Here is an 18,569-nt window from a genome sequence, read left to right as displayed (position 1 = left end):
TGTCGGTGCCGCGCGATCGCGGCACGTCCCGCTCAGCGGGCCTGGGATGTGCTGTTCGGTTGCCGGTCGGCGGTCAGAAGTGGTCCCAGCCAGGGGGCAGCGCGGTCATCTGCACGGCCCAGCCCGCCTCGAGTTCCTCGGCCGAGTCGGCGAGCCCGATCCGGCCCAGCACCTCGCGCGCGTCGGCGCCTGGCCGGCGTACCGGGTGGCCCAGGCGCGGCGGGTTGCCGTGCACCCGGATGGCGATGCCGGGCATCACCACCTCGCCGACCTCCTCGGAGATCTGGCTGACGGTGAGCCCTCTCGATCGGGCCCACGGGTCGGTCATCAGTTCCGCGAGGGTCGTGACCGGGTGTGCGCCCAGCCCCGCCGCGGTGAGGCGGTCGGTCCATTCGCGGGCGGTGCCGGCGTGGAAGGCGGTCTCCAGGGCCTCGGCCACCGCGTCTTCGTCGGACCCGTCCAGGCCGGACAGGGCCTCCTCCAGGCCGGGGACCTCGCGGAGCGTCGGCAGGCTCCCCCGGGTCGCCCCGAGGAAGAACCACCGGTCGGCCGCCCGGTAGAACCGGTGCCACGGGTCGACCCCCAGAGCCGACGGCCCGCACGGCTCGGCCGCGGGGCGGTGCCGGCCTCGCGTCGCGGCCGGGAGCCCGGGTGCGGGGCGCACCGCGAACCTCGCCTGCTGGTAGCCGCCGGTCTGGGTGAGGGAGGTGCGCACCTGCTGGCCTTCTCCGGTCAGCTCGCGATGGTGGAGACCCACCGCGCTCGCGAAGGCGGCCATCGCGCCGGTGCCGTAGTCCAGGAGGTTGTACGGGCCCAGCACGGCCGGTCGGCCGTCGCCGCCCGTCCTGGCCATGATCCCGGTCGCGGCCTGCCCCTGGGTCTCGTACCCCCGGCGGCCGGTCCAGGGCCCGCCGTGGCCGTAGCAGCTGACGGAGACGTAGACGATGTCGGGGCGGCGGGCCCGGACGTGCTCGTAGCCGAGGCCGTAGCGTTCGGCGGTCCGCTCGGGGAAGTTGTGGGTCAGCACGTCCGCGTCGTCGATGAGGCGCCAGAGGATCTGCTGGCCCTGGCTCGACTTCACATCCACGAGGACCGTCCGCTTGCCACGGTTGACGAACCCGTGCGCGCCGACGCGCCGCTGCGGTGAGTTGATCTTGACGACGTCGGCGCCGAACTCGACGAGGATCCGTCCCGCGCTCGGCCCGGCCAGAATCTGGGTGAGGTCGACGACCCGCCGTCCCTCGTAGGGCAGACAGACCGGCTCGTCCTCGCTCCCCGCCGGCTCGTCGTGCGCCGGCTCGCTCCCCATCGGCTCGCCGCCCGCCGGCTCGTCGCGCGGCGAACCGGCGGACGGCGACGTGAGTTCGGCGAGGATCTCCGCGCGGTCCGCGCCGGGCAGGTGCCGCGGCCTGCCGGGCAGCGCGGGGGTGGCGGACAGCCACACCGCGGAGCCGGGCATCACCGTCGCGCCGAGCTCCGGATCGTCGACCACGACGGCCTGCCCGGAGGCGAGCGCGTGGTCGCTCTCCAGCCACTCGCCCAGCGTCCTGACCGCGGCGAGCGGGACGCCCGCCGCGTTGGCGAGCTCCTCCCATTCGCCCGCCGGGCGGGTCTGGAACAGCGCGGTGAGCCGGTCGTGCAGCAGCCGGCGTAGCGAGGGGTCGCGATCCATCCGGGCGCGGTCGGTCAGGCCCTCGCCCGTCCAGGCCGTCACCCCGGCCGCGTCGAGGAACCAGGTGAGGAAGCGGGGCGTCGCGCCGATCGGGTTGAACTGCACATACCTGTCGTCCGCGCAGCGGTACGTGCCACTGCCGTTGGAACTGATCGCCCGATCCGGCGGCAGCCCCTGCGCGAGCGGGTAGGCGCCGCTCCCTCCGATGGCCTCGAACATCGCGTCGAACAGCGGGACCTCGACGCGGTCACCCCGTCCGGTGCGGTGCCGGGTGGTGAGGCTCGCCACGATCGCGAAGGCGCCGCAGAACGCCGCGAAGTTGGACGCGACGGGTACCGCCGTGTAGGTCGGCCGGGTGTCGTCCCAGCCGTCCGGCGCGTGACCGGCCCGGATCCGGCAGTTGCCGGTGGCGGCCGCGACGACACCCTCCCAGCCGGGGACACCGGCGCGCGGATCGTCGGCCGCGAAGCCGGGCATCGAGCAGTAGACGAGCCGTGGGTTGCCGGCGCGCGACTCCTCCCAGCCGAGCCCGAGCCGGTCCATCACCCCTGGCCGGAAGTTCTCGACGAGGACGTCGGCCCGCCGGACGAGGTCGCGGGCGACGCCCAGGTCCGCCGCGTCCTTCAGGTCGAGGCTGATGCGCCGCTTGCCCCGGTTGAAGAACGCGTCGTCGACCGGGGGAGTGACGCCCGGACGGTCGACGTGCACGACGTCGGCCCCCTGGTCGGCGAGCATGAGCGCGGCCAGCGGTCCTGCGACGTGGTGACCGAAGTCGACGACGCGGATCCCGTGCAGGGCTCCTGAGGCTTCTGAGCCCCCTGAGACTCGGGAGGCGCTCATCGCGAGGTCTCCTGGGGCTCGCCGACCGGCGCGTCGTTCGGCGGTGGCCGGTGCAGGATGCACGCGACCCTGTGCTCGGCGCCGATCTGCAACAGGGGTGGGTCCAGGCGAGAGCACTCGTCCTGGACGACCGGGCAGCGGGTGCGAAAGCGGCAGCCCGAAGGGGGGTTCGCCGGATCGGGAAGCTCGCCGCGCAGCACGGTGCGGCGCCGCGAGCGCTGCACGTCGGGATCGGGCACCGGCACCGCCGACAGCAGCGCCTTGGTGTACGGGTGCCGCGGGTCGGTGGCGATCTGCTCCGCGGTCCCCTCCTCGACGATCCGGCCGAGGTACATCACCGCGATCCGGTGCGACAGGTGTCTGACCGTGGCGAAGTCGTGGGACACGAGGACCACCGCCTGCCCGGTGTCCTCCTGGATGGACAGCAGCAGGTTGAGGATCTCCGAGCGGGTGGACAGGTCCAGCGCGGAGGTCGGCTCGTCGGCGACGAGAACGCTCGGCGAGAGCGCCAGCGCGCGGGCGATGCAGACCCGCTGCCGCTGCCCACCGGACAGCTCGTCCGGATACCTGTCGACGAACGCCGGATCGAGGGTGACCCGGCCGAGCAGCTGGGCGGCGTGCTCACGCATCTGGCCCCGGCCGATCCGGCCGTGTACCAGGAGCGGTTCGGCGATGGCGTGGCCGATCGTCTTGGTCGGGTCGAGCGCGCCGTACGGATCCTGGAAGATGACCTGGAGCTTGCCGCGCATCTCCTTGAGCTCGCTGCCGCGCGCCCTGCTGACGTCCTTGCCCTCCACCTCGACCGTGCCCCGGTCGGGCTTGAGCAGCCGGGCCATCAGCCGGCCCACCGTCGTCTTGCCCGATCCGGACTCGCCCACGATGCCGACCGTGGTACCGGCCCGTACCTCCAGGTTGACTCCGTCGACGGCCTGGACGCTCTCCAGCGTCCGGCCCAGCAGGCCGCGGCGCAGCGGGAACGACTTGCTCAGGTCGCGCACGCGCAGAACCACACGATCCTCAGCCACGGACGGCCCCCTTCAGAATCAGGTCGCCGGAGGCGACGCGTCCGCATCGCGTGTGGCGTTCGTCGCCGATGATCGTGTCGGCCTGTGGTCGTCGGCAGAAGTCCTCGACGCTGTGCACGCAGCGAGGCTCGAACCGGCAGCCCTCGGGGAACTGACCGGCGGACGGGACCCTGCCCGGGATGACCGTCAGACCGGTCCTGGCCCGGCCCGCCTGCGGTACGGCGGCGAGCAGCGCGCTGGAGTACGGGTGCCGAGGATCGTAGAAGAGCCGGTCGACGGGGGTTCGCTCGGCGACGTGACCGGCGTACATGACGACCACGTCGTCACAGAAGTCCGCGACCACGCCGAGATCGTGCGTGACCAGCAGGACGGCCAGATCGAGGTCGCGTCGCAGGTCGCGCAGCAACTCCAGGATCTCGGCCTGGATCGTGACATCGAGGGCGGTGGTCGGTTCGTCGGCGATCAGCAGCTTCGGGTCGCAGGCGATGGCGGCCGCGATCATGACGCGTTGCTGCATGCCGCCGCTCATCTCGTGCGGGTAGGACCTGAGCCTGCGTTCGGCGTTCGGGATGCCGACCCGGCTCAGCAGCTGTCCCGCCTGCTTGAGCGCGACCGACCGCCGCTCGCCCAGGTGCAGCCTTCGCACCTCGGCGATCTGGTCGCCGACGGTCATCGTGGGGTTGAGGCTGCTCATCGGCTCCTGGAAGACCATGCCGACCGGTCCGCCGCGGATCCGGCGAAGCTGCCGCCGGTCGCAGGTGAGCAGGTCCACCCCGTCGAAGCGGATCGAGCCCGCCGAGACCCGGACGGCCGCGGGCAACAGGCCCAGGATCGCCATGGAGGTGAGCGACTTGCCGCAGCCGGACTCGCCGATCAGCGCGACCGCCTGGCCCTTGCGCACCTCGAAGGTGACGTCCTCGACCAGGCCGGGCTGTCTGGAGCCGCCGGGCAGATCGATGGTGAGGCCCTCGACGGAGAGCAGCGGCTCGGTGGCGTCGCTTCGCTGTGCCGGTCCTGCTGTCATGTACGCCTCCTGAGTCCGACGGCGTCACGGATCGAGTCACCGATCGTGTTGAACGCGAGTACGGTCAGCACCATCGCGATTCCGGGCGGCACCACCGAGAAGGGTGAGTGGAACTGGTTGGTGTACGCGGCCTTGAGCATCGAGCCCCAACTCGCGTCGGGTGGCTGGACTCCGAGACCGATGAAGCTCAGGCTCGCCTCGACCAGGAGTGCGACGCCCATCAGGATCGTGACCTGGACCAGCAGCGGAGCGGCGATGTTGGGCAGGATGTGCACCCAGAGGGTTCGCCGGGTGGACGAGCCGATCGCCACCGCCGAGTCCACGAAGGTCTCCTCCGCCACGGACATCGTCGCCCCGCGTACGACGCGGAACAGGCCGGGGGAGAAGATGATGCCGATCGCGAGCATCGCGTTGACCAGCCCCGGGCCGAGCACGGCGACGATGGCCAGCGCCCCGACGAGGGCGGGGAGGCTGAGGATCGTGTCGGCGAGCCGGCCCGTGACGCTGTCGACGACACCGCGGCGCACACCGGCCCACAGCCCGAGCGGCAGGCCGATGAGCAACGCGACGCCCACCGAGATAAGTGGGGCGACGACGGCGATGCGCGACGCCTGGATGATCCGGCTCGCGACGTCACGGCCGAACTCGTCGGTGCCGAGCAGATGCGTCAGGCTGACGTCGGCGAACCTGTTGCCGAGATCCTGGGCCTCCGGGTCGTGCGGGTAGACGAGAGGCCCGGCGACCGCGAAGAAGACGAGGATGACGACGAATCCGACGGCGACCGCGCTGGATGGTCGGCGCAGGATCGAGCGGAGGACATGTCGCGGACGGGCGCTCCGGGTGGCCATGGTCATGCCGTACGCACCTTCGGGTTGATCCAGCCGTAGGCCAGGTCCACGATGAGGTTGATCGCCACCACGATGACGGCGCTGAACAGGACGTAGCCCTGGATCATCGGATAGTTCCGTTGCAGCACCGAGTTGATGGCGAGGGAGCCGAGTCCTGAGATGCCGAACACGGCCTCCACCACGATGACTCCGCCGAGGAGCCGGCCGGCCTGCAGGCCGAGCACGGTCACCACGGGGATGGCCGCGTTACGCAGGATGTGCCGCCGGACCAGCCACATGCCCGAGGCGCCTCTGGCCCGTGCCGTGCGCACGTACGGGCGAGTGAGCACGTCGGCCACACAGCCTCGGGTGTGCCTGGCGAGCTCCGCCGCCGTGGCCACCCCGAGCGCCGTGGACGGGAGGATCACGTAGGAGAGCCACTCCCCGAACCCCTCCCTGAAGTCGACGTATCCGGTCGCGGGTAACCAGGGGTTGGCCAGCGCGAACACGGACACGAGCACCATCGCGAGCCAGAAGCTCGGCATCGCGATGCCGAGGGTGGCGAGGGCGGAGACGGTCCGGTCGATCCAGCTTCCCTGGGTGAGGCCCGCGAAGATGCCGACCGTCACACCGAGCACGACGGCGATCATGATCGCCACCAGGGTGATGACCACGGTCGGCGGCGCCGCCTCGATGATCGTGTCCGCGACGGATCTGTTGGTGAACAACGAGTTGCCGAGATCTCCCTGCAGGACGCCGGAGAACCAGTCGAAGTACCGCTCCAGGACGGGTTTGTCCAAGCCGAGTTCGACGCGGATCCTGGCCACTTCGGCCACGGTGGCGTTCTCGCCGGCGACCACCTCCGCCGGGTCGCCGGGAATCAGCTGTACCAGCAGGAAGGTGAGAATCGAAACAAGCCACAAGACCAGCAGACCGCCGCCGAGCCGGCGAATTACCATGCCTGCGCTCACCGCCACCTCCGTCCAGCGCTACGTGGAACGAAGGGTGCGCGGAGCCGGGCGAAACACTCGCCGGCTCCGTTCGTGCAACATCGATCCACTGCGCTGTTGTCCGATAATGGGACAAAATGTGCAATAGTTGTAAACGCCATGCTGCCCTGCGGTTACCTGGGCGTCAAGAGGGAGCCGTTGCGTAAATGGGCGGTTTCGGGATCGTTACCGGGCACCCGTCGCAAGGCGGTGACCACCCGAAATGCCGTCACGGTCGGACGGCCGCAGGTGTGGGCCGGTTACCACGTATAGCCGACAGGGCGAGGTAGCACTGTGTGCCGCAGCACAGGATGGAGACGTACTCTTTGTCGTCACACACATGGCAACCCCGGCGTTCGACCTTAGGATTCGCACATGGCCGCAGACTCGTCGTTAACCGGCCTCACCAGTGTCACCAGCGGGTCCACCGAGATCAGCCAGGAGAACCGGACCCTGCGTGACCTGGTGGAGATCTACCGCCGGCTGTCCGGCCTGGTCCTCCAGGACGCCGACATCGGCACGGTCGCCCACCTCGTCGCCCACCGGACCGACGTGACGGTGGCCATCATCAGCCAGAAGCTGGGCATCCTCGCCGCGGCCTCACCCGGCCAGAGCGACGACAGCGCCATCCAGTACGTTCACGACCACCTGATCCACCCCCGGCTGGCGCACATGCTCGCCAACGCCGGCAAGTCCCGCCACCCGCTCCGGCTGCCCGATCCGGCGCGCGGCCGAGCCCGCGTCGTGGCCCCGATCTTCGTCGGCGACACCGTGCCCGCCTATCTCGTCTCGCTCGTCGAGGCGGTTCCCGACCAGGGCGAGGACATCGACCTGCTGGTCGCCGAGCACGCCGCGACGATCTGCGGGGTCATCCTCGCCCGCGAGCGCGTCATCGTCTCGGCGGCGAGCCAGGTGCGTGACGACCTCGTCGAAGGGCTGCTGTCCGGGTCGGGCCGCGACAACGACGAGGTCGTGCGCTGGGCGCAGCACCTCGGCTACGACACCGAGCGTGACCACCGCGTCCTGTCGGTCATCCTCGAACCGCCCACGGGCGACCCCCAGCGCAGCGTCCTCATCGCCGACCGCGCCGCGGGCGCGACCGCCCGCCTGTTCGTCGCCCAGTCCCCGGGCGCGATCACCTCCGTACGCACGGACGAGGTGGTCGTGGTGTTGACCGAGAGTGCCACGCCGGGCTCGACCACCCGGGCGGAGCAGCTCGGCACCCTGTGCGTGCAACGACTCGGAGCGCTCTTCCCCGACGTCGGCGTCTCCATCGGCGTCGGTGGAGCGTTCCGCGAACCGGCGCACATCGCCCGCTCGTACGAGGAGGCGCGGCGGACCAACGAGGTGATCCGGCGGCTCGGCCGGCGCGGCGCCGTGGTCGCCTTCGACAAGCTCGGCATCAGCCGCCTGCTGCTCCAGGTACCCGACATCGAGACGCTGCACGAGTTCGCCGCGGACATCCTCGGCGAGGTGCTGCGCCACGAGAAGAAGCACCACTCGGAGCTCATCTCCACGCTGATGTGCTACTTCCGGGAGAACAACAGCCCGCAACGCGCGTCGAAGCTGCTGCACGTGCATCCCAACACGGTCACCTACCGGATCCACCGGATCGAGGAGATCACCGGACTGGACCTGAACACCTATCGCGACCGCCTCGCCGCGCAGGTGGCCCTGGAGATCATCGACGCCCTCGGCGGAGAGATCATGTGAGGTCCGTGCCGGACCTCCGGGCCCTCGGCGGGGAGATCATGTGAGGTCCGTGCCGGGCCTCCGGCGCCCGGCCTCAGGGGACGGATCGGCCGCCGTCACGGCGGCGGCGGCGGAATAGACGATGCCGGCGCCGGTCGACGAGTCGATGTAACGCGGGATCCAGCTCTCCTCGTCGTCGACCTGGGTCGCACCCCACCCGTAACAGAGGTTGAAGCCGGTGGAGGTGCGCACGCGGAACAGGAACATGTTGTCCGACAGCCGGCGTCCGGGGCTGACGAAGGCGTCCATCTCACTCCTGGCCAGGTCCCAGGCGATCTCCACCTCCTCCAGCGTGGTCGCCTCGATCATCAGGTGCTCCAGGCCGAGGGTCTCGCCCCCGTTGAGCAGGGCGATGCTGTGGTGGCGAGGATTGCACCGGAGGAACCACATCTCGCCGAGGTGCGCGCCGAGGTTGATCGCGTCGGACACCTTCATGCCCATCACGTCGGCATAGAAGTCGAGCCCCCGCTGGAGGTCCGGTAACCGCAGCACGACGAAGCCCAGGCCGAGCACCCCGGTGACCGTCCGTGACGTCGGCCGGTGCCCCCGGTAGGAGCCCGCCGTCTCCTCCTGGCCGACGAAGAACTCGTGCCGCAGGCCGAAGGGGTCCTCGAAGGAGATGAGCCGCTCGACCGAGCGCGCCGCCGCCAGCCGTGCCGAACCCGCCGTCACCTCGAACCCGGCGGCGGTCAGGTGTGCCGCGACGTCCTCCAGCGTCTCCTCGGCGCCGATCTCCCAGCCGAGATAGAGCAGCCGGTCGGAGTCACCCGGGTGGATCGCGAGGCGGTGCGAGCGGTCGCACCAGCGCACCCGGACCGTGCCGTCAGGAAGCCGGTAGGTCTCGAAGCCGAAGACGCGCGGGCCGAAATCCAGCCAGTCCTCCGCCGACGCGGACCGCACGCCGACGTACCCGATGCTTCGCATGCCGCATCTCCTCGCACTTCGTGGCGCACAGGGTGCGCCACGACAAGACTACGCGGCGGGGAGAACGTGGCACCGTCTCAGGTCAGGGCGGCACGCAGCACCGGCTCGATGTCAGCCGCCGCCTCCTCACCGTAGGCTTCGCGCAGGCGGGCCACGTCGGTGTCGGCGTCGATCACCCACTCCTGGGCGCCGTTCGTCTCCAGCACCAGCGTGGCGACGAGCGCCCCCAGCTGAGCGGCCCGCTCCGGCCCCAGCCCGCCGTTCCCACCGGCGAGGAAACCGGCACGGAACCCGTCGCCGACGCCGGTCGGGTCGGCGATCGTCCTGGCCGGCACCACCCCGACGTGCAGCGCGGTGCCGTCGCGCCCGGCGATCTCCACACCCCGGTCGGACAGGGTGGTCACCCGCAGGCCGACCCGGCCGGTGATCTCGTCGGTGTCCCAGCCGGTCTTGCGGATCAGCAGTTCCAGCTCGTACTCGTTGGTGAACAGGTAGCGGGCGCCGTCGACCAGGGCCCGGCACCGGTCACCGTCGAGGCGGGGGAGCTGCTGCGACGGGTCGGCGGCGAACGGTACGCCCAGCGCCCTGGCCTCCTCGGTCTGCGCGACCATCGCGTCCGGATCGCTCGCGCCCACCAGCACCAGCTCGACGCCGTACCGCTCCACGATCGGGGCGAGTGAGATGTTCTTCGTCTCCGTCATCGCCCCCGGGTAGAACGACGCGAGCTGGCACTGGTCGTCGTCGGTCGTGCAGGTGAAGCGCGGGGTGTGGGCCGTCTCGACGGTGAGGACACCGCCGCAGTCGACGCCGTGTCGTTCGAGGATCGCCCGGTAGTCGGCGAAGTCGGCGCCCACCGCTCCCACCAGCACCGGCCGTTGCCCCAGGACCCCCATCCCGAAGGCGATGTTCGCGCCGACCCCGCCACGGTGGACGACGAGATCGTCGACCAGGAAGCTCAGCGACACCCGGTCGAGCCGGTCGGCCACGAGATGGTCCGCGAAGCGGCCGGGAAAGTGCATCAGATGATCGGTGGCGATCGATCCGACCACGGCGATGGTCCCTGGGGGCACGGTTACTCCTCGGTGTGTGGATTCTGTTGCGGGCCGGCCAGGTCAGAAGACGATCGTGGTGCGGTCGTTCACCAGGACACGGTCCTCGCAGTGCCAGGTCACGGCTCTGGCCAGTACGGTCCGCTCGATGTCGGCGCCGCGCCGCGTCAGCTCGCGCGCGCTCTCGCGGTGCGAGACCCGGACGACGTCCTGCTCGATGATCGGCCCCTCGTCGAGTTCCTCGGTGGCGTAGTGCGCGGTCGCCCCGATGATCTTCACGCCGCGCTCCTTCGCCTGCTCGTACGGCCCGGCGCCGGCGAAGGCGGGCAGGAAGGAATGGTGGATGTTGATCACCGGTACGCCGATCCGGTCCAGGAAGTCACCCGAGAGGATCTGCATGTAGCGGGCGAGGACCACCAGGTCGACGTTGCCCCGCAGGAGGTCGAGCTGGCGCCGTTCGGCCTCCGGTTTGGTCGCCCTGGTCACCGGTATGTGCTCGAACGCCACCCCGAACGAGGACACCTCGTCGGCGAGGTCCGGGTGGTTGGAGACCACCTGACACACCTCGATGGGCAACTCGCCCCGGCGGGCCCGCCACAGCAGGTCGAGCAGGCAGTGGTCGTACCGCGAGACGAAGAGCGCCACCCGGGTCGGCACGGAGGCGGCGCGGAACCGGAAGTCCGCGTCGAGCCGCGCCGCGACCTCCTGCCGGAACTCGCGCTCCAGCCGGGGCAGTTCCTTGTCCAGCCCGGGCAGGTGGAACACGATGCGCAGAAAGAACCGGCCGCCCGCGGGCCCGGTGGAGTCCTGGTCGGACTGCACGATGTTGGCTCCGCGCCGGTACAGGAACGATGAGACGCAGGCGACGATGCCCGGCCGGTCGGTGCAGGACACGACCAGCCGGCCGACGTCGGGGTCCGTCCCGGTCACAGCGTCGCGGGGACGGCGTCGGCGGACAGCGCGGCGGCCCGGCGGAGCGCGTCGGCCCGATCGGTCCGCTCCCACGGCAGGTCGAGGTCCGTACGCCCGAAGTGTCCGTAGGCGGCGGTCTGGCGGTAGATGGGACTGTGCAGTCCGAGATATCTACGGAAGGCGGCGGGCCGCAGGTCGAAGTGCTCGGCCACCAGCGTCCGGATCAGCGAACGGCTCACCCGCTCGGTGCCGAACGTCTCGATGAGCACCGACACCGGCCGGGCCACCCCGATGGCGTACGCCACCTGCACCTCCGCCCGGCGGGCGAGACCGGCGGCGACCACGTTCTTGGCGACGTGACGCGCCGCGTAGGCGGCGGACCGGTCCACCTTCGAGGGGTCCTTGCCGGAGAAGGCGCCGCCGCCGTGCCGGGCGAATCCCCCGTAGGTATCGACGATGATCTTGCGTCCGGTGAGTCCCGCGTCACCCACCGGGCCGCCGATCACGAACCTGCCGGTGGGGTTGACCAGCAGGCTCCGGTGGAGCGCGTCGGCGTCGTACAGCTCGGCCGGCAGCTCAGGGGTGACGACGTGCCGCCAGAGATCCTCGCGGATCTGCTCCAGGGAGACCTCCTCGGCATGCTGGGTCGAGATCAGGACCTGCTCCACGCCGACCGGGACGTCGCCCTGGTAGCGCACCGACACCTGCGTCTTGCCGTCCGGGCGTAGGTAGCCGAGGGTCCCGTTCTTACGGACCGCGGCGAGCCTGCGGGACAGGCGGTGCGCCAGCGCGATCGGCATCGGCATGAACTCGGAGGTCTCGTCGGTGGCGTAGCCGAACATCATTCCCTGGTCACCGGCGCCGGCTCGGTCGAACTCGTCGCCGGAGCGGTCGCGGCGATGCTCGTGCGCCAGGTCGACGCCCTGCGCGATGTCGGGTGACTGCTTGTCCAGCGCCACGAGAACGGCGCACGAGTGGCCGTCGAAGCCGTAGGCCCCGTCGTCGTACCCGATCCCGTTCACGGTGTCCCGGACGATCTGCGTGTAGTCGAGCGATCGCGGGGCGGTGATCTCTCCCGCCAGGACGACCATGCCGGTGGTGATCAGGGTCTCGCAGGCGACCCGGGAGTGGGGATCAAGGGTCAGCGCCGCGTCCAGCACGGCGTCCGACACCGCGTCGGCGATCTTGTCGGGGTGTCCCTCGGTCACCGACTCGGAGGTGAACACGTAGTCGTCGTCGATTCCCAGCTGGGTCATTGCTCAGGCTCCTCGGGCGATGGTTCGAGCGGGTTCAGGTGGTGGGCGGCGCCGGTCAGCTCGGTCCGCCCTGTGGGGGCGCCGGTGGGTTCGGTTCGCACCGTGGGGGCGCCGGTCGGTTCGGTCCGCCCTGTGGCGGCACCGGTCAGTTCGGTTCGCACCATGGCGGCGCCGGCGACCATGGCCGCGAGCTTCGCCCTGGCGACAGGCACGGAGACGTTCCGTAGCCCGCAGTCGGGGTTGACGACCAGCCGGTCGGCGGGAACGAGGTCGAGCGCGCTCCGGATCCTGGACGCGACCGCCTCCGGGGTCTCCACGTCGGGGGACTTGACGTCGATGACGCCCAGCCCGATCGTGCGGTCCCAGCCGAACTTGTCGATCACCGGCAGGTCCGCGTACCCCTTGCGCGCGAACTCCAGGACGAGCTGGTCCACGTCGGCGTCGAGCACGGCGGGGAACAGGAAGTCGTAGTGGCCCTCCCACGAGGGGCGCGCGTAGCGGTTGCCGTAACAGACGTGCAGTGCCCAGGTGACGTCGACACCCTCGGTGACGACGTTGACGGCCTTGATCGCCGTTTCCACCTCGCCGGGGTAGCCGGCCAGGAAGGGTTCGTCGATCTGCAGCAGCCGCGCGCCGCGCTCGGCCAGGGCACGCGCCTCGGCGTTGAGCACGCGCGCAATCGCCATCACGAGATCGCCGGGATCGTCGTACGCCTCGTTCCGCACCCGCCGCGAGAGCGAGAACGGCCCGGTGAAGGAGAACTTGACCGGATCCGAGGTCTGTTCGGTGGTGAAGGAGAAGTCGTCGGCCAGCATCAGCGGTGCCGTGACCGCGAGCGGAAGCCGCTCGGTGACCCTGGCCTCGTAGTAGTCGAAGTAGAAGTCCTTTGACGTCCGCGGGATGTCGATGCCCGGCATCCTGGCGAGGAAGTAGTCGATGTCGTTGTCGCGGCGCAGCTCGCCGTCGGACACGATGTCGATGCCGGCGATCTCCTGGTCACGAAGTGCCGCCTTGATCGCCATGTCGTGCAGGTCCTGGAGCTGCGCGTAACTCATCCGGCCGCGGTAGTAGTCGGTCTTCAACCGCTCCATCCACTCGGGAACGGGGTAGGAGCCCACGACGCTGGTGGGGAGCAGGGGCAGGCGGCCCATGAGGTCGGCGTGGTGGAGCGCGGACATCAGTCCCTCACCTGCGCCGTCATCGTGACGATGTTCCCGCCCGCCCGATGGGCGAAGGGCGCGTAGTGCACGTCGAAGCCGTTACGCCGGCCCACATGCGCCAGCAGCGGTCCGTTCACCCAGTTGACGACGGACCCCTCGTACTTCCCCGGGCCCCGGAAGTTGGTTCGATAGGCCTGTACGTCGGTGACGAACAGGTCATGACAGACGAGCCTGCCGAACGGATGCAGGAGTCGCAGGCTGTCGGCGAAGCTCGCCACCGCCCCGTTGCTGACGTGCATGCGGATGTCGGCGCCGGATTCGAGCAGGGGCCGCAGCAGCTCCCCGCTCATGGACGGCGCGAGGGAGTAGAGGTCGAGGCCGGCCAGCGGGACGTACCGCTCCTCCAGCCTGACCATGCCCCACACCGTCCGCCAGAAGGAGACGGCGGCGTCCACGTCGGCGAAACGGGTGGGGTCGGTCTCCGCCAGCAGCCCCGGCCCCAGCCGCAGCAGCCGGTGCACCAGGGCCGGCAGTTCGCCCACCGAGGCCCCCACCGACCCGGCGAGCTCGGCCACGGTGGCGTCGTCGAGGTAGGCACGGGTCTCCACCCGGTAGGTTCGGCCGCCCAGCTGGGCGACCTCGTCGGTCGGCAGGTTGTCGTAGACGTTGGAGACGTAGACGAGGAAGACCTTGTACTTCAGGAAGCCGAGCGAGGTGCACGGCATCGTCGCGTCGAGCACGAACGAGCTGATCCGCGCCCGATGCTCACCGACCGCCTCGCGGGCCAGATCGAGCACATGCTGGGAGTAGTCGCACATCATGTAGTGCAGGCGCCGGTAGTAGCCGCGCCCGTGCTCGGCGTCGAGGGCGCGAAACTCGTCCAGGAAGACCTTCGCCTGGCTGCCGTTGCCCACCCCGAGTTCGACGACATAGAGCTCCTCGGGCAGGGCGTCGCCGTCGGCCAGCACATCCCAGACCTCGAAGAGATCACCGATCACGTCGCGCGCGGCGTCGCGGTTGTGCGCGTCACTCTCACCGCCCGGCAGTGCCTGCTCGTACCCTCGCCCGGTGGACTTCTCCCAGAGGTCCAGGTCCTTCCAGTAGCGGGCGTTGAAGTCCCAGACGCAGCTGCGGCTGCCGGGTCCCCAGTCCTCCAGCAGGACGCGGCCGTTCGCGCTCCCCCGCCGCAGCGCCGCGGTGACCTCCTCAAGGGAGATGACGGCACTGCGCCGTACGTCGACGGCGATCTCCACGGCGTCGTCCCTGGTGCCCAGGGGAACGATGGCGGGTCCGGGCCTCGCGCTCGGCTGCGGGCACGGCAGGATCGGCCGGACGTCGACCACCTCGCGGAAGTTCGACTTGTACTGGACCCAGTCGCACACGAACCGGACCTTGTCGAGGTCCGTGGAGCCCTCCCGCAACGCCTCGACGACGGGCGCGAGCGAGGTCATCAGGTCCAGGGGACTCGTGCCGCTGAGTTTGGAGTGAGGCCGGAAGTCAACGAGCATGACCGATGCCCTCCATGGAGTGGTGGCGGTTGTGATCGGAAAGCGCGGTCGGCGGCCGGGGGACACCGGCCCGCCGCAGGATGTCGGGCACGCCGTGCTCGTAGCCGAGCGCCATGAGATGGACGCCCGCGACATCGGGGATCGTGGCGAGCCGCTGCACGGTCTCCACGCACATCTGGATCCCCTCCTCGGCGACCCGGTCAGCGGGTACCCCGCGCAACCTCCGGTCGACGTGGTCGGGAACATGCACGCCGGGAACGGAGGTGCGCATGTACTCCAGGGCACGCAGCGAGCGGATGGGGCCGACACCGGCGATGATCTTGCAGCGTTCGGTGACGCCGAGATCCCGCAGCTCGGCCATCCACCGCTCGAACACCTCGAAGTCGAACACGTACTGCGTCTGGACGAACTCCGCACCCGCGGCCACCTTCTTGGCCAGCCGGCGGGCACGGAACCCCAGCGGAGGCGCGAACGGGTTCTCGACCGTGCCGATCGACCAGGCAGGACGGGAGGAGACGGTCCTGCCGGAGATGAGCACGCCGTCGTCCCGCAGAGTTCGCGCGGTCCAGACGAGCTGCACACCGTCGAGGTCGAAAACCGGCTTGGCCTCGGGATGGTCACCGAACCGGGGGTGGTCGCCGGTGAGCAGCAACACGTTCGGGATACCGAGGGCACCCGCCGCGAGGAGGTCCGACTGCAGGGCAAGGCGGTTGCGGTCGCGACAGGTCAGCTGCATCACCGGCTCGACCCCGGCGCGCTGGGCGAGCAGGCTGCCCGCCAAGCTCGACATCCGGACGTTCGCCCCCTGGTTGTCGGTGACGTTCGCGGCGTCGACCCAGCCCCGCAGGAGCTCCGCCTTACGCGTGACCGCCTCCGCGTCGGCCCCTCTGGGCGGGCCGATCTCGGCGGTGACGGCGAACCTGCCGGCGGCGAACGCGGCACGCAGCCCACCTCCAGGTGGCTGGACGCTCATCGCGGACTCAACCCCAGCTCGCGTCGCAGCAGCGGGCGGGGATCATCCGCGCCGGGCGCCACCCCCAGTCCGTCATCACGGCCCTGCCAGTAGTTCACCCACGAGCTGCGGTCCCACTCGCGGTGATCGACCGGACGCTGCAGCAGGTCGAGGTCGGCGCCGTGCCCACCGCCCTGCGCCCGCTCGATCGCGGTCACCCAGACGCAGACCAGATCGGGATGGACCTCACAGCGGCCGGAGGCGGACACCCCACCACACGGGCCGTTGCGCAGTTGCTTCGGGCAGGACATCGGGCAGGTGTAGCCGGTGTCGGGCAACGCGCACTGACCGCACATGCGGCATCCGTACAGCTGTTCCTTCGCCACCCGCTCCGCGCGGGTGAACCAGCGATAGGCCCGCTGCCTGCGTTCGAGCCAGGCTCCGAACCTCCGGTACAGGGGATTCGCGACGAGGAGAGGGTGGAGGGCGTAACTGAGCCGAGCCCCGATTCGGGGGATCACGGGGCGAGGCCATCCGCCGCCGCGTGCGTTCCGCTCGTCGAAGCCCACGATCTCCTCCTTCTGGATATGCGGTCGGAAACCATCGTTGACGTGGCCGGAAAAGACGCGGCCGGATCGTTCGACGAAGTTCGTTCAACCGCTGAGATCGAGGCTGCCAGAGCGTGCGACGAGTGTCTTAGGCCCGCACACCAACACTGGGGGGACGTTCGTTGTGATGGCCCACAACCCGCTCGGCGCCGTCACGGCACCTTCCGCGGTGGGGCACACTCCCTCTCGTCGGGCTCGTCGGGCTCGTCGGGCTCGTCGGGCTCGTCGGGCTCGTCGGGCTCGTCGGGCTCGTCCGGTGAGGGGCGACCGCCGGATGTCGCGCGGCCCTGTCCGCCCCTGCGGCAGCCCCCGGGGTCGCGTCCACGGAGGTGGTGGACGGGGGGACGCCACCACCCTGATCGCGCCGAGGCTGACGATACGTATAGGGAAAGCTGGCTGATTGGGTGATTTGCGGTTCCTTAGAGCTATCGGCGCATCATGATTCCAGTGCTTATGGATGGGCTTGTCGCTATATACCTGCTCTTAGAGGGATTCGGGGTTATTATCTGCCCAGTCCCCCGCGATCAAGTGGGGCCCCCGAGCGGAGCGAAGGTGGCGAGGTGTCCGAACGCGGCGAGGATGTGAACGAGGCGACGCTGAACAAGGGTCAGCTGCCTGCGGAGATCGACACGACGAAGCCCAGCATCGCGAGGGTCTACGACTGGTTCCTGGGTGGGAAGGACAATTTCGCCATCGACCGGCAGGTCGCCGAGGCGGCGATGAAGATCTCCCCGGGAGCCCAGCAGGCCGGGCAGGACAACCGGGCCTTTCTGCGGCGGGTCGTGCACCACATGGCGGCCGAGGCGGGGATCAGGCAGTTCATCGACATCGGCTCTGGCCTGCCCACCCAGGGCAACGTGCACCAGGTGGCGCAGGAGGTCGATCCGGCGGCCCGGGTGGTCTACGTGGACAACGACCCCATGGTGCTGGTCCACGGGCGAGCGCTGCTCGCCTCCGACGACAGCACGACGGTCATCCAGGCGGACGCTCGCGACCCACGGTCGATCCTGGAGAACGATCAGGTCAAGAAGTTCATCGACTTCAGCGAGCCGGTGGGGCTGCTGATGCTGAGCATCCTGCACCATCTGCACGACGACGACGATCCCGCGGGAGTGGCGGCCACGCTGCGCGCCCCGCTGGTGTCCGGCAGCTTCGTGGCGATCTCGCACTTCTGTAATCCCGGTGAGGCGCACCCGGCGGCGTCCCAGCAGGCCACGACGGTCGAGAAGCTCTTCAACGAGAACCTCGGCACCGGCCGCTGGCGCACCACGGACGAGATCACGGAGTACTTCGGCGACTTCGAGTTGGTCGAACCGGGCCTCGTCCCGCTCCCCGAGTGGCGTGCCGAGCCGAGCTTCTTCGACAAGAGCGCCCTTCTGTACCACACCTACTACGGCGGCCTGGCCCGCAAGGCCTAGCCGAACCCCGGCCAAGCACCGACCCGCAGCACGGCCACGCCGTTCACCCTGTCCGCCACCAGGTCCGCAGGGCATCATCGGCGTGGTCGAACGGGTACGGCGTCCATGCCGAAATCGACGCCCTGCTTCACGCCGCCAAGGACGACCGCACAGGAACTCTCCACGACCGCACCTGACTGGCCGACGCCGTCAACTGCGAGGAGCCAACGAGTGTCGCCCGGATTCTCGAATCTGTAGGTGCCACCGCGGTCTTCGGGGAGCGGGTGGCGTTCGGCCTGTCAGGTGCGGTCGTGGAGAGTGATCTGGTAGCCGTCGGGGTCGGCGAAGGTGAATGTTCGACCGAAGGGGCCGTCGATCGGCGCGGAGACGATGGTGTGCCCGTCGGCGACGAGAGCATCGTGAATGGCCTGGACGTCTGTGGCGTGGAGCCAGATCGCGGCACCGATGCCGGGTTGAGCAACGGATGTGAGATCGGTGCCGGGAACGACGTCGCGGAGTGCGAACGCGATCGGCTTCGTCTCGAAGACGACGGCGTGCGGAGGTCCGGCCTGCGAGCGGACGAGGCCGAGGTACTGCTCGTAGAACGCCTGCGAAGCGTCGAGGTCACGCGCTTGCAGCGAGATGAAGTCGGGGCCGGTGGCGGGCATGACGAC

Annotated in this window: 16 protein-coding genes; 2 read left to right on the top strand and 14 right to left on the bottom strand. The window is 69.9% G+C overall.

Features of this window, described 5'->3' with window-relative positions; all coding sequences use genetic code 11:
* Positions 1 to 73: 73 nt before the first annotated feature.
* From ACIBH4_RS30840 to ACIBH4_RS30820, 5 genes are read right to left on the bottom strand one after another with little or no spacing between them, the layout of a single operon-like run.
* The gene (locus ACIBH4_RS30840) at positions 74 to 2,512 is read right to left on the bottom strand and encodes a CoA transferase (protein ID WP_362519754.1); all 2,439 of its coding nucleotides are present in this window, start codon (positions 2,510 to 2,512) and stop codon (positions 74 to 76) included.
* Positions 2,509 to 3,537: an ABC transporter ATP-binding protein gene (locus ACIBH4_RS30835; protein WP_362519757.1), complete on the bottom strand. Its 1,029-nt coding sequence runs from the start codon at positions 3,535 to 3,537 to the stop codon at positions 2,509 to 2,511. Before ACIBH4_RS30835 ends, ACIBH4_RS30840 begins: the two co-directional genes overlap by 4 nt.
* Positions 3,530 to 4,561: an ABC transporter ATP-binding protein gene (locus ACIBH4_RS30830; RefSeq protein ID WP_362519760.1), complete on the bottom strand. Its 1,032-nt coding sequence runs from the start codon at positions 4,559 to 4,561 to the stop codon at positions 3,530 to 3,532. Before ACIBH4_RS30830 ends, ACIBH4_RS30835 begins: the two co-directional genes overlap by 8 nt.
* A complete protein-coding gene (locus ACIBH4_RS30825; RefSeq protein ID WP_362519763.1) occupies positions 4,558 to 5,415 on the bottom strand; it encodes an ABC transporter permease in 858 nt (285 codons plus the stop codon). Before ACIBH4_RS30825 ends, ACIBH4_RS30830 begins: the two co-directional genes overlap by 4 nt.
* The gene (locus ACIBH4_RS30820) at positions 5,412 to 6,359 is read right to left on the bottom strand and encodes an ABC transporter permease (protein ID WP_362519766.1); all 948 of its coding nucleotides are present in this window, start codon (positions 6,357 to 6,359) and stop codon (positions 5,412 to 5,414) included. The genes ACIBH4_RS30825 and ACIBH4_RS30820 overlap by 4 nt, the downstream gene beginning before the upstream one ends.
* 393 nt (positions 6,360 to 6,752) lie before the next feature.
* On the opposite strand from ACIBH4_RS30820, the gene ACIBH4_RS30815 reads away from it, so the two are divergent.
* Positions 6,753 to 8,090 (top strand): helix-turn-helix domain-containing protein, encoded by a 1,338-nt coding sequence (locus ACIBH4_RS30815; RefSeq protein WP_362519769.1) that lies wholly within the window; start codon positions 6,753 to 6,755, stop codon positions 8,088 to 8,090.
* Positions 8,091 to 8,126: 36 nt separating this feature from the next.
* Here the strand turns inward: ACIBH4_RS30815 and ACIBH4_RS30810 are convergent, their stop codons facing one another.
* From ACIBH4_RS30810 to ACIBH4_RS30775, 8 genes are all read right to left on the bottom strand, one after another.
* Positions 8,127 to 9,053 carry a VOC family protein gene (locus ACIBH4_RS30810; RefSeq protein WP_362519772.1) on the bottom strand — a complete coding sequence of 309 codons (927 nt, stop codon included), beginning with the start codon at positions 9,051 to 9,053 and terminating at the stop codon, positions 8,127 to 8,129.
* A 77-nt stretch (positions 9,054 to 9,130) separates the two neighbouring features.
* Positions 9,131 to 10,123, bottom strand: a complete 993-nt coding sequence (locus ACIBH4_RS30805) for a carbohydrate kinase family protein (protein ID WP_362768471.1) — start codon at positions 10,121 to 10,123, stop codon at positions 9,131 to 9,133.
* A gap of 42 nt (positions 10,124 to 10,165) precedes the next feature.
* Entirely contained in the window at positions 10,166 to 11,032 is an 867-nt protein-coding gene (purU, locus tag ACIBH4_RS30800; protein ID WP_362768474.1) for a formyltetrahydrofolate deformylase, read from the bottom strand.
* Positions 11,029 to 12,270, bottom strand: a complete 1,242-nt coding sequence (metK, locus tag ACIBH4_RS30795; RefSeq protein WP_362519782.1) for a methionine adenosyltransferase — start codon at positions 12,268 to 12,270, stop codon at positions 11,029 to 11,031. The genes purU and metK overlap by 4 nt, the downstream gene beginning before the upstream one ends.
* A complete protein-coding gene (locus ACIBH4_RS30790) occupies positions 12,267 to 13,448 on the bottom strand; it encodes a hypothetical protein (RefSeq protein WP_362768477.1) in 1,182 nt (393 codons plus the stop codon). Before ACIBH4_RS30790 ends, metK begins: the two co-directional genes overlap by 4 nt.
* Complete coding sequence (locus ACIBH4_RS30785; protein ID WP_362519788.1) at positions 13,448 to 14,938, bottom strand: hypothetical protein; 1,491 nt, start codon at positions 14,936 to 14,938, stop codon at positions 13,448 to 13,450. Before ACIBH4_RS30785 ends, ACIBH4_RS30790 begins: the two co-directional genes overlap by 1 nt.
* A complete protein-coding gene (locus ACIBH4_RS30780; protein WP_362519791.1) occupies positions 14,928 to 15,911 on the bottom strand; it encodes a methylenetetrahydrofolate reductase in 984 nt (327 codons plus the stop codon). Before ACIBH4_RS30780 ends, ACIBH4_RS30785 begins: the two co-directional genes overlap by 11 nt.
* Entirely contained in the window at positions 15,908 to 16,411 is a 504-nt protein-coding gene (locus tag ACIBH4_RS30775; RefSeq protein WP_362768480.1) for a methylenetetrahydrofolate reductase C-terminal domain-containing protein, read from the bottom strand. Before ACIBH4_RS30775 ends, ACIBH4_RS30780 begins: the two co-directional genes overlap by 4 nt.
* A gap of 647 nt (positions 16,412 to 17,058) precedes the next feature.
* Between ACIBH4_RS30775 and ACIBH4_RS30770 the strand changes: the two genes are divergently transcribed.
* Positions 17,059 to 17,916 (top strand): SAM-dependent methyltransferase, encoded by an 858-nt coding sequence (locus ACIBH4_RS30770; protein WP_362519800.1) that lies wholly within the window; start codon positions 17,059 to 17,061, stop codon positions 17,914 to 17,916.
* A gap of 278 nt (positions 17,917 to 18,194) precedes the next feature.
* Here ACIBH4_RS30770 and ACIBH4_RS30765 read toward each other — a convergent pair whose 3' ends face one another.
* Complete coding sequence (locus tag ACIBH4_RS30765; protein WP_362519803.1) at positions 18,195 to 18,563, bottom strand: VOC family protein; 369 nt, start codon at positions 18,561 to 18,563, stop codon at positions 18,195 to 18,197.
* Positions 18,564 to 18,569 lie beyond the last annotated feature (6 nt).

This window comes from Streptosporangium sp. NPDC050284, from assembly GCF_044459525.1.
GTDB lineage: Bacteria > Actinomycetota > Actinomycetes > Streptosporangiales > Streptosporangiaceae > Streptosporangium.
This window is presented reverse-complemented; position numbering and strand designations above follow the sequence as displayed.